This is a genomic window from Burkholderia sp. BC1 (assembly GCF_052683555.1).
Genome location: NZ_JBQYLP010000060.1, coordinates 1 through 12,668, shown reverse-complemented (window position 1 = coordinate 12,668; position 12,668 = coordinate 1). Strand labels below are relative to the sequence as shown.

Here is a 12,668-nt window from a genome sequence, read left to right as displayed (position 1 = left end):
TGGCCTCGACGGGTCGTGCAACTCGCGAACAAGGTACGTGTAATTTTCTATCATAATCGCCATTATTCCCCCCAGCCGGGAATACATAGTTCCGGGCTTTTGAGTCCTATCAGCCCCCAGACACCCGCTTCGAAGGTGCGTTCTTTATTTTGTAAAGCTTCAAGCTATACCGTGCCGTAGCATCGTATGTATAATGCGCGGCTTTTCTGATGTACGGTAAGAAAGACTTGCAGCGCAGCGCAGCCATTTTCGAGGTTACCCGCCGCACCTTTACGGCTTCATCTCGTATCTCTTTCTGCGAAGTTACTTTGGCCAATCCGATGACCAGGGGCTTCGCATGTTTGTGACGGTCAAGGCCCGGGTCTACACCGACACCACCGGCGTGCACACGGAGCTTCCTGTCCTGCTGACCTCAGCAGGCGTATTGGAGCCGCTGCTCGACTACTGCCTGTATCGCAGTCACGACCGCAGCCTAACCTGGATGGCAAAGGTGACCCGCTCGGTGCGGATGTTCCTTGAGTACCTCCAGACGAATCCAGCCGAGCGCGACACCTATCGTCTGTTCCAGAACTTCGCCCAGCGGCTCTACACCGGGACCTTCGACCGGCAAACCGGGCTCGACCCCAGCGGCTTGTGCTGGGCGCCACGCTCGCCGCAAGATGCCTCGCACGTCATCACCCAACTGTCCGACTTCTTCGATTGGCTCGGCGAAATGCGCCCCGAGGCGGCCAGGTTGAATCCGCGATATGCGGCTGGTGCCTTTGACCGGCAAACCGACGAGGCTGCTTACCAGTACCGACGCAGCAAGGCCTTCCTTGGCCACACCTGGGCAGCGAACGCATCCCCCGCCGGGACCGGGCATCGCGTGCGAGGTCGACGCCTGCCCAGGGTCGACAAGGGGGAGCCGCCCACCTTCCCGGACGAGCGCTTCGAGGAACTGCTGGTCAAGGGATTCTGTGCGGCCGGGCGCCGCGACTATCGGGGCATGCTCGTCACACTGCTGCTGCACGGCGCGGGCTTCCGCGAATCGGAGCCATTCCACCTCTACATCCCTGATGTGTTCCCGGACCCTACCAATCCGACAGCGGCCAAGGTCTTCATCCACCACCCGAGTTACGGTGCCGCGCCCGCCGATTGGCGCGACCAGCGGGGACGGCCGCGTAAAGGCAATCGAGCGGAATATCTGGGCCACCAGTTCGGCCTCGTGCCACGCACCGAGCTGATGGACCGCCGGCACGCGGGCTGGAAGGGCGGCATGCACGACGGCGCCTACTACAAGCAGGCCTACTGGTTCCTGCCCGAGTATGGCGAATGGTTCCTGCACCTCTGGCACCGCTATCTCGAACAGGTCGCACGCGTCGAGCGCAATCACCCCTTTGCCTTTATCAACCTCAACCGCGAACCTCTCGGCGGCATGTACTCGCTCAGCCAGTTCAACAAGGCGCACGCCGCTGCATGCGAGCGCATCGGACTCACGGTGAGCAAGGCGCTGGGCACGACGCCGCACGGACACCGTCACGGCTATGGTCGGCGACTTCGCAACGCGGGCATCGACAAGACGCTTATCCGCCGCTTCATGCATCACGCGTCGCTCGAAAGCCAGGAGGTTTACACACAGGCAAATACGCGAGAGGCACTGGCCGCGCTTGAGGCGGCCGCACAGCGGCTGCGGGGCGGGCAACCATCGAGATATCCGGCCTCAGTCTGACCTGTTCTTGCCTGGCATCGAACTTAACAAGTAAAGAATCCTAATGACTAAGAGAGAGAAAGAGACCGCACCCCTGGCATCCGCCAACCCGGCACATAGGACCAAAAGAGTAAACCGCGAAACGGATATCGCCCTTGGCTGGGTCGAGCGGGACTATCCGCAGCTCGCTGCCTGGCGTGTTCTGGCGATGGAGTGGATGAAAGGCGAAACACGCGGTGTCGCCTTGAGGCTCACGGCGCTAGTAGCCTTCCTTGAACGTTACCTCGTCCAGCAGGGGTTGCCGCTCGATCCGGCGGTGTTCCTGGCGCGCTCCACCGTCCTGCCTGACTTTTACCGGACGACCTGCCCCGATTCGCCCAGCGGCATCAATTACAACAACAGCATCCACGCCTTCCTGCACTTCGTGCTGCTGCGCGGGTTCAGCGAGGCCGACGGCAATGGTCACGTCGTGGTCTCTCCGGCGTTTCACAACCCAGTGCCGCGGATGTCCGGGAGAGGTCTGCCAAGGCGCGACGAAAGCGTGCATTCACCGCTGCCCTACGGCTACATTGATGAGCTGCGGCAGATGCTCGCGGCAGGACCACACTTCCGCGACTGGCAGTGGGCGCAGAGTGCTCTCGGAGTCGAAATCGGTAAACGAGGACCCAGCGGAGCGGACTGGTTCGAGGTGACCGAAGACCAGATTGACCGGAATGACCCGGATTGCGTGTGGCGTGCGCGCCCGATGACGAGAGGTACGCGCCTGGAAATGTGGAGCCCGGTCCGGTGGGTGGCACTGCTCGCGAAACTCATCCTGCCGTTGCGCACGCTGCAGGTCCGCATGCTCGACTCGGGCGAGGCCGATACCTGGCGCTATGCGGCGGGGAAGTGGACGTTGAGTTCGAGCCAGCTCGCACAGGGCAGTGACCGGAGGCCTCTGCAGCAGGGCGTGTTCCGCCGCAGCAACCCGCTCGCCGATGGCGAGGACGTCCCGACCGTGCTTTATATCAACACCAACAAGACTGCCGACATCGCCAGGTCCGGTCCCGAGAAGGGCTATCTGTTTCCGTGGTCCTTCGGTGGACCCGTGCATCAGGATGTCTTCTACTGGCTGGAGAAGCTGCGCAATTGGCAGGAAAAGTACAACCCCGTCTCGCGGCGCACGGCATGGACGGAACTCGATGGTCGCCACATTCCGGCGAAAAGTGACGTGCAACTTGCGAGCTATCCCGATGCCTGCTTCCTGTTCCGCCTGCCCGAGGCCGTCGAGAGCGAGCGTCATCTTCCTTTACCGCGCTTCGGAACGTTGGAGATCTGCTGGTTCCGGTTGCTCGAAGCGCTGGAACTGCAACTTGCTGACCGCGGTGAGACTCATCGCAATGGCTCGCCGGTTCGCTTCCTTCCACCGCCTGAAAAGCAGAATCGCGGAATGACGAGCCTCTTCCCGCTGCACAGCCTGCGCGTCTCCCTCGTCACCGCTCTGGCGCTAGAAGGCCAGGTGCCATTCCCGGTGCTGCAAAAGCTTGTCGGCCACAGCCGACTTCTGATGACGCTGTACTACACCAAGCCCGGCGCGTCGCACATCCGCGATGTACTGCTCGGCGCGGCGGAGCGGCTGGAGGCGAACAAGGAGGCGAGCATCCAGAACTCCCTGCTCGACACGGAGCACGACGAGCTTCTGCAAAAGGCCATCTGCAACAGCGTGGCCAGCCTCGCTGCCGCCATCCCGCAGCATCCGGCCGCGCGTAACCCGGCGGGCTGGATGCCGATGCACCACGGGCTGTGCCTCGTCGGCGGCAACACCAGCGAAGTTCAGGACAACGGTGCAGTGGGCGGGTGCCACAACGGCGGCCCGAACATCGGCACGGCATTAGCCACGAGGTACATGCCCGTTCCGGGCGGCAGCCGGAACTGCGTGCGTTGTCGATGGTTCGTGACTGAGCCGCACTACCTGCCAGCGCTGGCCGCCCACTTCAACACGCTCGCCTACCACTTCGACGAGGCGCGCAACGCCTGTCTTGCTCACGAAAACGCGCTCCAGGACCTGAAAAAACAGAAGGCGGACGCCGAGGACACCGGTGAGCCATTCTCCCGGATGAATGCCTACCGGCAGGCCGAGCGGGTGTGGGAGAGCGCCATGAAGCGCTTCAGCGACCTCGCCGAAGACCTCGTCGCCTGCTGGCGTCTCATCGAACGGTGCAAGGCTGCGCTTGAAGGCCCGCAGGGCGACGGTGCCCAGTTGGTGGCCGCCGGCGCAGAGAGTGACGTGCATATCGCCTTCGAAGAAACGGAGTCGGAATTGCTCCAGCTCGCCGGCGTGTGCGAAAACGTCGAGGTCTACCCTGACATCGAGCCCGGCAAGGCGGTGTTCCGCCGCAGCCAGCTGCTCGATGCCGTGCTCTATCGCGAGGACCTGCCGCCGTTGTTCATGCTGATGAGTGAAGACGAACAGCTTTACATCGGCAACGCCTTCATGCGCCGCCTTGCCCGGAAGATGAATCCGGCGAATCCCGCGCTGGGCCAGCGGGAGACGATTCGCATGATGGATGCCGGCCTCAGCCTCAGCCAGCACTTCGGCGTGGACCTCGCTTCCCTTCTGCCAGCAACGACTATCGCCCAGACGCTCTCGGGAGAGGAAGCGTGAAGGGCGCTCCGGACATCCACCCCGACGCGGTCCTCGAGTCTCTGCTTGCCAAGGGTGGGCGCTCGAACCGGCGAGCAAATCTGGCAAGGATGCATGACCTCTGCCGCAGACAGCATGAGGCGGGCTCGCGCGACTTCTCGCTGCCCGCCATCGGCCGCCTGGCAGAAGCCGAAGGCATCATGAAGGGGCGTGCCCTCTACAACGCCCAGTCGGTCGACTACAAGGCACTGATTGAAGCTTGGGCCGCCTACTCTGGGCCACCCGCGCCCAAGACGCCGAAGACGTTGGCAAGCCACGAATATCTGATGCGTATCGAGGACCCGGCCATCCGCTCCATCATGCAGTCCATCATCGCAGAACGCGACAAGCTCAAGGCGCAACTCAATGTGCTGAAAGCCAATGCGCAAGTGACGGTGGACCGGCGCCCACTCGGCTCGACCGTCGCGGCTGCATCCGGCTCGCAACCGGTGACCGTGCTCGCTATGGCCGCACAGTTCACGCCTTCTGAGCTCGAGGCCTTGCAGAAAGCGGTTTCGGCCGACTTCCTCGAAGCACGCGGCCTGTGCGAAGGTAGTCACGGCGAAATCGTCAACGCGCGCGGCCGGACAGTGTTTGAGGTAGGGTTCGCGCGGGCGATTCGAAAAGTGCTTGCGTAGGCAATGCAAAAACTAAAGGAGAACAACATGAGTGTGGCTTATTACCTTGGCTGCATTGAATCCGGGAAGTATGTGTGGGTCGGGGCACTGGGTCCGAACTGCCAAGCTATGCCGGAAGGGCATGCCGACGCGATATCGCGATTTGCGCTGGCCCATCGTGGCAAGCCGCTGGTTGTGGTGAGTGATACCCATCCTATCCTTGATGATGGCAAGGAGTGGGAAGCATCGCCCGGGACATAACATGCCCAAAGGGAACGCCACCAAACCCCCTAACGTACGAATGACGTAATAGAAAAGCGCCAGTGTTGTCGCCGGCGCTTGGAAGTTTCGGTGCGTTACGATGTATTTATACATCGCAAGGCTTAGATGCTTTAAACACCGCCATAACTGAATTCCTCGCCACTTACCCGAGAACTATGTACCGTTAGGGTATAAGTCGGCCGCTGGTTATTAAAATGGCGTCTATCTGTGCCGATTTAGCATAAGCGTGTTCGGCCTCGACGTCAGGCTTTTCGCGCACCGAACGCTTGATCGAACTGCTGGGCACGCCGGACCTCGTCGCTGTGCAAGTAGGTCGACGTCGTCGAAATCGACGCATGACGGAGGTTGTCGCGCACCATGATCAGTTCGGCGCCCCGGGCCAGCGCGTGCGTGGCATGCGTGTGGCGCATCCAGTGCGGGCTCGCGAGGCGCAGTTTCTCGGCCGTCGCCGGCCGTTCGTCCTGGATCACGTCGGCCGCCAGCCGAAAGAATCGTCGCAGCACGCGCCAGAGCCGTGTGCTCTCGATGCCCGTGCCGTCCTCCTCGAGGTTCGCGACCAGCGGTGTGGCCGGGTCCCAGCGTGTCGGCGTGACCGGCAGTCTGCGCTGTACCAGAAACTGATCCAGCGCGGTTCGTGCCAGCGCCGGCAACGCCACCTTGCCGGGTTTGCCGCCCTTGCCGACCACGTGCAGCCAGTGATCGCCCTGTTCGTCGCGCCGGATGTCGCCGAGCGTGGCGTCGACGAACTCGCTGGCACGCAGGCCGGTCGCGTAACCGAAGTCGAGCAGGAAGCGCAGGCGTTGGGCGGCCGGTGTGCTCCAGCCATACGACCATTCGAGCCCGTCAGCCAGCGCGCGGATCAACAGCCACTCGCCTTCGGTGAAGCCACGGGCAACGTCCAGCCCCGTGCGCGCGGCGGCACCGCGCACCTTGACGCCCGCAAAGGGATTCGCCAGCACGTAGCGTTGCTCGATCAGCCAGCGGAACATCGCCGACAGGACCGTGAGTGCGTACGCCGCCGACCGTGCTGACAGCGGGCCGCTGAACGGCCGCCATTCGATGCTCTGTCGCGGCCGCGACGGTCCCACCCAACGTTCGCGCGGTGTCGGCCGTCGCAAGAATCCGCGGTACGCGATCGCATCGTCGGTCGTCAGTGACGACAACGCCCGGCCGCGTTCGACAATGGCCCACAGAATCAGCCGCTCGGCCTCTTTTCGATAGGCGCGCTGGGTCGCCGGCGACTCGTGCAGGTACAGCCAGGACTGAATGGCTTCATAGTCGTTCGACGCGCTCAGCAGGCAAGCCGCCTGCGGGGCCCGGAACAGTCCGCGCGAGCCATCGACCTCGTGCGGCACACAAATCTGCTCCCACGGCACGATGGTGCTGGCCGATACCGTGACGATCAAAGCGCGCGCGCGTTCGGTCAGGGCCGGGTGTGCGGCGAAGAACGATTCGACCTGTCGCGCGCCAGCGACGCCGAGACCGTCGATCGCCGACCACCAGCGGCGGCGTCGAGGAATCCGCACGGTCAAATCCGCGAGCGTTCGGATGCCGTGGGCCTGCAGGGCTGCCACGATGCGTGGCGGTAACCATGTGCCAATCTCGTCAGATATGTGCGGCTCGGGCACAGGAAGGTACCGCAGAGTGTCGATGGCCCGGGCAACGACGTCCGCCACCGCTTTCGAAGGACGGTCGACAAACGCGGCAGCCAAGTCTTCGCGATGACGAGCTCGCGCAAACGTGACGAGTCGCCGGCGGATGCGGCCGAGGATTCCGCGCGATGAGTCTCCTGCGTCCCGGCGATCACCGAGATAGCGTGCAACGGCGGTCCGCGCGTCCACGCCGGCGTACCAGGCTCGCAGTGCGGCGAGCTCCGCTTCGTTCGGGAAGTCGGAGCCGGTGTCGTCGACGGGAAGGGTCTCACGCGTTTTCATGATCACCAGTTTAGATATTTTTCAAGTATGGGCAGATAATATCCCTTATCTCCTCATTCCTGTTATTACGCTGACAATTTACTTTCAATCATCGCCGTCAGGTACCTGCAGCCGCCGCAATCGGCGAGCGCTTGCCGGCCACTGGGGTACCGTCAAGAAACGGACTTTTTCGTACGCCAAGGCCAAGGCACTGGCGATTTGGCCGCCCGCAACGGCCTGAAGCGCCCTTTCGCGCCGCGTTTGTTGGCGTGCCAGACATAATCACCGGTCAGGTTGATGTGGTTCGACCCGACTGGCCCAGGGTTGAGGTCGCTGGCGCGATAGCGCTGGCGTTGCGTAGCACGTAGTTTTCGGCCAGCGACATGGTGCCGCCCAGCGCCTGGAAATGAGACCAGCTCCCGGGATCCAGGTAAACGATGGTTTGATGTGGTTTGTGGAGTTGATGGACGCCGGCCACCGCTTACTAGATTGGACCCTGATCACCGAAGTGGGTTATCCACGGCAGAACGGCCTTGATGCGGGCCTGCGCGAACTGGGGCGCATCGAGCGCACGCTGCCCACGCTCAAGTGGCTCCAGGACCCGATGTTGCGTCGGCGTGTATCCGCCGCCCGCAACTCGCTCGCACGTGTTGTGTTCTGGCTCTCATACGAGCGATCCCGGATCTCGCCCAGGCGGCAAAAGAACAGATGCGTTAGCAGGTTGCCCTCGACGCACTGCTGTTGTCGCATGGCAGCGACCGCCCGTTCGAAATATACGGTGTTCCACAAGGTGATCGCGGCCACCAGCGTCCGGCGACATCGTGTCGCACCACGAACCGAACGATTACCCCTTGAATCGAAATTCCTTGACCTTCCCAATGTGTGAAGGTCAAAAATGGTCACTGCTGCCGTTTGAATGGCCGTTTCGAGAGGGGAAAACGATGAATATCGGCGAGGTTGCGAAGTCGTCGGGCATTTCGGCCAAGATGATTCGTCATGATGAGGAAACAGGCCTGATTCGGGCTGCCACCCGGACAGGAGCGAACTATCGGGCGTATACGGCGAGGGATGTCCAGGTGCTGCGCTTCGTCTGGCAAGCCCGGCATCTTGGTTTTTCCACGAAGCAGATTGTGGTGCTGCTCGCCCTTTGGGAGGACCGCAGCCGGTCCAGCAGCGAGGTCAAACGGCTCGCGAATGAGCATATTGCCAACCTGAATCTACGCCTTCAGGAACTGGAGGAAATGCGGGATACGCTCAAGCATCTGGCAGCCCACTGCAAAGGGGACTCACGCCCTGACTGTCCGATTCTGGAGAAACTGGCTGGCGAGGCGCATTGGCGACCCGTTGAGCTGACCTGCATCGGAAGATCGTAACTGAAAAGATTCAACGAAGCGGAGATGGAAAATGGAACTGGCAATCAAGGATATGACCTGCGGGCACTGCGCGGGTGTTGTAACGAAGGCGATCAAGGAAGTCGATACGGCTGCACAGGTGACCGTCGACCTTGAAACGCGGTTCGTGCACATCGAGTCGTCACGCGAGGCGGACGAATTTCTTTCGGCGATACAGGAGGCCGGATATAGCCCCTCCGTGCTCGCATGAGCTCGCACATCTGACGGTCGGGCTACGAAATTTCTGACTCAATGGTTTCTCGAGATCCGCCGGGCTCAGTGGTGGATAATCACACCGACGGCCGCGCGTTCCCGCGCACATGTGGAACGAGTACGCTGGTCGGTCGGCGTCGCCGCAGCAGACCGTACCGGCCAACGTGACCAACGGACGGCACGACCGGCGACGCAATTTGTGCACGATGTGAAAGGCAACACGGAGCACGGAAAATGAGCGAACAGCGTAACCACGGCGAAACTTCTCACGACCATCTGAACGCGAGCCACGGCGTGGGCGGCCACCATGACCATGCTGCGCGAGCCGCGCAAGGTCAGGCCAACGGGGATGCTGATGGCAATCATGCGGCTCACCACGGACATGGTCACGGTGAGATGTCCGAAGGTACGAACGCCGCGCTCAGGGACCCGGTGTGCGGCATGTCTGTCAATGCGGATTCGCCATTCCGCAGCGAGCTTGACGGACGCCCGTACTTCTTCTGCAGTGAGTCATGTCAGAAGAAGTTTCGGGCGGACCCGTTGAGATATGTCAAACCGACGACCAGCACGCCGGTTGAGGCCGCGCCGGCGGGCTCGATATACACCTGCCCGATGCATCCGGAAATTCGCCAGGACCATCCTGGCAACTGCCCGAAGTGCGGCATGGCCCTGGAGCCCCTGTTGCCCAGTCTCGAGGATGAAGAGAGTCCCGAACTGACGGATTTTCGCCGCAGGTTCTGGTGGACACTGCCGCTGACGGCCGTGGTGTTCGTGCTGGCCATGTTCGGCCATCGGCTGGGCTGGATGGAAGCGTCCACACAAAGCTGGGTCGAACTGGTTCTCTCGACTCCGGTTGTCGCGTGGGCGGGCTTGCCGTTCTTCCAACGTTGCATCCGGTCGTTCATCAATCGAAGCCCGAACATGTGGACGCTCATCGGACTTGGTACGGGAGCAGCCTACGTTTATAGCGTCATCGCGACCGTTGTTCCGGGCGTCTTCCCGGAGGCCTTTGCCGCACATGGTCGAGTGGGCGTGTATTTTGAGGCTGCGGCCGTCATTATTTCGTTGACGCTAGTCGGGCAACTGCTCGAACTGAAGGCACGGTCACAGACGTCCGCTGCGATCAAGGCATTGCTGGGACTGGCCCCGAAGACCGCGCGGCGTATCAACGCCGATGGCACAGAAGAGGACGTTCCACTGATTCACGTACACGTCGGCGACCTGCTTCGCGTGCGGCCCGGCGAGAAGGTTCCGGTCGACGGCGTTGTGACGGATGGTTCCAGCTCCCTCGACGAGTCCATGATTACGGGCGAAGCTATTCCCGTCAGCAAGCGAGTGGGTGACCATGTCATCGGTGCGACCATGAATGCCTCCGGAAGCCTCATCATTAAATCGGAGAAGGTCGGCTCCCAGACCGTGCTGGCACAAATCGTCCAGATGGTCGCGCAGGCGCAGCGTTCCAGGGCGCCCATGCAGCGCATGGCTGACAAGGTCGCAGAAGTCTTTGTCGTCGCGGTGGTCAGCGTCGCCATCCTGACGTTCTTCGCCTGGGGATTTTTCGGACCCGAGCCAAGCTGGGTCTACGGGCTGATCAATGCCGTGGCGGTGCTCATCATCGCGTGTCCCTGCGCGCTTGGACTGGCCACCCCCATGTCCATCATGGTCGCGAGCGGTAAAGGCGCATCAAACGGGGTGCTTTTTCGGGATGCGGCTGCAATCGAGAACTTCCGGAAGGTCAACACGCTGATCGTCGACAAGACAGGCACCCTGACCGAAGGTCGTCCTGCCTTCGAACGCTCAATCGGCGTGAACGGATATTCGGAAGACGAGGTGCTCCGGCTCGCGGCCAGCCTTGACCAGGGCAGTGAACACCCGCTCGCCGCGACCATTGTAGATGCAGCCCGTCAGCGACAACTTCCATTCGCGAAGGCGGAAAACTTCGAGTCGAGTACCGGGATTGGCGTGCGTGGAACCGTTGGCGAACGAAAGCTTGCACTTGGCAACACGGCCCTGATGCAGGCCGAGGGTATCGACATCGAAGCACTGACCAGCAAAGCCGATGCACTGCGAACACAAGGGGCGAGCGTTATGTATCTCGCCGCCGATGGGCAACTGGCTGGATTGCTCGCGGTTTCGGACCCAATAAAGGGTACGACATCCGAGGCACTGGCCCGGCTCAAGGAAGACGGCATCCGCGTGGTAATGGCGACGGGCGACGGTGTCGTGACGGCTAGGGCCGTCGCGACGAAGCTCGGCATCGGGGAGTTCCATGGCGAGGTCAAACCTGCCGACAAGCTGGCGTTGGTGACGAAATTCCAGCAAGAAGGCAAGGTCGTCGCCATGGCCGGTGACGGTATCAACGATGCGCCTGCGCTTGCCAAGGCGGATGTGGGCGTCGCGATGGGAACCGGCACCGATGTGGCGATGAGCAGTGCACAGGTGACCCTCGTCAAGGGGGACCTGCGCGGCATCGCGCGAGCTCGGGACCTGTCCGAAGCGACCATCGGGAACATGAAGCAGAACCTCAGCTTCGCATTTGTGTACAACGCGCTGGGTGTGCCACTGGCGGCAGGGGTGCTCTATCCGTTCACGGGCTTATTGCTATCACCCATGATTGCCGCGCTCGCCATGAGCCTGAGTTCGGCATCGGTTATCACCAACGCGCTACGGCTGCGGAACGTGAAAATTTGACTTTTCGCAGATGAAACCGGCGGTATTGACCGCTGCGGTCATGAACGTAACCCATGAAACCAGGGGCACCCCATGTCGCTATCTCGCCGCAAATTCCTGCTGACCTCCGCTGCCGCCGCCACGGCCGTGCTAACCGGATGCGCAGAATGGCCCTCCAGCGGTTCAAAAGAAGTCGCGAACGGAAATGTGAGCCGTACGTCGCGTCGTCTTGTTGTCGACACCCGTTCGATTGAGGTCAACGGCCGTGCCGCGACGGTGTATGGGCTGCATCAGCCGGACGGCACGCGCGGCCTGTTCCTCAACCCGGGCGAACGCTTTGCCGTGGAGCTGGACAACCGCCTGCACGAACCTACCATTGTCCACTGGCACGGGCAGACCCCTCCGTCTGATCAGGACGGCGTAAGCCAGTTCGGCGTGCCGGCGCTTCAGCCAGGCGAGCGACGAGCATATGATTTTGCCGCGCGCCCCGGCACCTACTGGATGCATTCCCATCACGGGTTCCAGCATCAGAAACTGCTGGCTGCCCCTTTGATCGTGCGCACGGCCGATGAGGTCCGGGCCGACCGCCAGGAGGTGACGATCTTCCTGGAGGATTTCCTGTTCCGCGATCCCGCCGAAGTATTCGCAGACCTGCAAAAGGGCAAGGCCGACTCGATGGGGGCCATGACGGGTCAGAAGTCGGGCGAAACGCCCCGCAGCATGGCGCGTATGCCCGGCATGGGGGGTATGGCCGGCAGCAGCATGCCGGGTCACATGCCAGGTCACATGCCAGGCATGAAAATGGATCTTAACGATGTCGACTTCGATGCCTATCTCGCCAACGGCCGCACGCTCGACGACCCGGAAATCATCCGGGTCGAGCAAAGCGGAAGAGTTCGCTTGCGTATCATCAACGGCGCTTCGTCCACGAATTTCCACATTGACCTCGGCTCGTTGCAAGGTACGGTCGCGGCGGTCGATGGCAACGCCGTGCAGCCGCTGACAGGCAGCCGCTTTGGTTTGGCGATGGCCCAGCGGATTGATATTCTCGTTGACCTGCCCAACGGGACCGGAGCCTGGCCGATTCTGGCAGTACGGGAAGGAGCCCGACAACTGACGTTGCCCGCGAATTTCGGATCCCTTAGCTGAGTGAGATTATGCCACCCGTTGGTTCTGGGCAGCGTACCAGTCCCGCTCGAACTGCATCGGACTGACGTAGCCCAACGTCGAGTG

General features: G+C 61.9%; 10 protein-coding genes and 1 pseudogene. 10 read left to right on the top strand and 1 reads right to left on the bottom strand.

Going from position 1 to position 12,668, the window contains the following annotated elements:
- Positions 1-337: 337 nt before the first annotated feature.
- Genes gmtY through ACSHSS_RS23515 form a run of 4 tightly spaced genes read left to right on the top strand, consistent with a single transcriptional unit; the run spans position 338 to position 5,227 of the window.
- The gene (gmtY, locus tag ACSHSS_RS23530) at positions 338-1,708 is read left to right on the top strand and encodes a gamma-mobile-trio recombinase GmtY (protein WP_212172586.1); all 1,371 of its coding nucleotides are present in this window, start codon (positions 338-340) and stop codon (positions 1,706-1,708) included.
- A 43-nt stretch (positions 1,709-1,751) separates the two neighbouring features.
- Entirely contained in the window at positions 1,752-4,331 is a 2,580-nt protein-coding gene (gene gmtZ, locus ACSHSS_RS23525; RefSeq protein ID WP_212172587.1) for a gamma-mobile-trio integrase GmtZ, read from the top strand.
- Positions 4,328-4,987, top strand: a complete 660-nt coding sequence (gene gmtX / locus ACSHSS_RS23520) for a gamma-mobile-trio protein GmtX (RefSeq protein ID WP_212172588.1) — start codon at positions 4,328-4,330, stop codon at positions 4,985-4,987. Before gmtZ ends, gmtX begins: the two co-directional genes overlap by 4 nt.
- 27 nt (positions 4,988-5,014) lie before the next feature.
- Entirely contained in the window at positions 5,015-5,227 is a 213-nt protein-coding gene (locus ACSHSS_RS23515; protein WP_212172589.1) for a hypothetical protein, read from the top strand.
- A 263-nt stretch (positions 5,228-5,490) separates the two neighbouring features.
- Here the strand turns inward: ACSHSS_RS23515 and ACSHSS_RS23510 are convergent, their stop codons facing one another.
- Positions 5,491-7,182: a phage integrase family protein gene (locus ACSHSS_RS23510; protein WP_060096548.1), complete on the bottom strand. Its 1,692-nt coding sequence runs from the start codon at positions 7,180-7,182 to the stop codon at positions 5,491-5,493.
- On the opposite strand from ACSHSS_RS23510, the gene ACSHSS_RS23505 reads away from it, so the two are divergent.
- From ACSHSS_RS23505 to ACSHSS_RS23480, 6 genes and pseudogenes are all read left to right on the top strand, one after another.
- Positions 7,181-7,402, top strand: a complete 222-nt coding sequence (locus ACSHSS_RS23505) for a hypothetical protein (protein ID WP_143272457.1) — start codon at positions 7,181-7,183, stop codon at positions 7,400-7,402. The genes ACSHSS_RS23510 and ACSHSS_RS23505 overlap by 2 nt on opposite strands.
- A gap of 273 nt (positions 7,403-7,675) precedes the next feature.
- Positions 7,676-7,822 (top strand): annotated as a pseudogene (locus ACSHSS_RS23500) (Tn3 family transposase); the annotation flags it as partial.
- Positions 7,823-8,102: 280 nt separating this feature from the next.
- Positions 8,103-8,534 (top strand): Cu(I)-responsive transcriptional regulator, encoded by a 432-nt coding sequence (cueR, locus tag ACSHSS_RS23495; RefSeq protein ID WP_058904038.1) that lies wholly within the window; start codon positions 8,103-8,105, stop codon positions 8,532-8,534.
- A gap of 31 nt (positions 8,535-8,565) precedes the next feature.
- The gene (locus ACSHSS_RS23490; RefSeq protein ID WP_058904037.1) at positions 8,566-8,763 is read left to right on the top strand and encodes a heavy-metal-associated domain-containing protein; all 198 of its coding nucleotides are present in this window, start codon (positions 8,566-8,568) and stop codon (positions 8,761-8,763) included.
- Between the two features lie 398 nt (positions 8,764-9,161).
- Positions 9,162-11,456: a heavy metal translocating P-type ATPase gene (locus tag ACSHSS_RS23485; protein WP_077021551.1), complete on the top strand. Its 2,295-nt coding sequence runs from the start codon at positions 9,162-9,164 to the stop codon at positions 11,454-11,456.
- Positions 11,457-11,528: 72 nt separating this feature from the next.
- Entirely contained in the window at positions 11,529-12,584 is a 1,056-nt protein-coding gene (locus ACSHSS_RS23480) for a multicopper oxidase domain-containing protein (RefSeq protein WP_445545615.1), read from the top strand.
- Positions 12,585-12,668 lie beyond the last annotated feature (84 nt).

Coding starts and splice junctions, on each gene's coding strand:
- ACSHSS_RS23480 (WP_445545615.1), top strand. CDS start 11,529: ATGTCGCTATCTCGCCGCAAATTCCTGCTGACCTCCGCTGCCGCCGCC.
- ACSHSS_RS23485 (WP_077021551.1), top strand. CDS start 9,162: ATGTCCGAAGGTACGAACGCCGCGCTCAGGGACCCGGTGTGCGGCATG.
- gmtY (WP_212172586.1), top strand. CDS start 338: ATGTTTGTGACGGTCAAGGCCCGGGTCTACACCGACACCACCGGCGTG.
- gmtZ (WP_212172587.1), top strand. CDS start 1,752: ATGACTAAGAGAGAGAAAGAGACCGCACCCCTGGCATCCGCCAACCCG.
- ACSHSS_RS23510 (WP_060096548.1), bottom strand. CDS start 7,182: ATGAAAACGCGTGAGACCCTTCCCGTCGACGACACCGGCTCCGACTTC.
- ACSHSS_RS23490 (WP_058904037.1), top strand. CDS start 8,566: ATGGAACTGGCAATCAAGGATATGACCTGCGGGCACTGCGCGGGTGTT.
- cueR (WP_058904038.1), top strand. CDS start 8,103: ATGAATATCGGCGAGGTTGCGAAGTCGTCGGGCATTTCGGCCAAGATG.
- ACSHSS_RS23515 (WP_212172589.1), top strand. CDS start 5,015: ATGAGTGTGGCTTATTACCTTGGCTGCATTGAATCCGGGAAGTATGTG.
- ACSHSS_RS23505 (WP_143272457.1), top strand. CDS start 7,181: ATGATCACCAGTTTAGATATTTTTCAAGTATGGGCAGATAATATCCCT.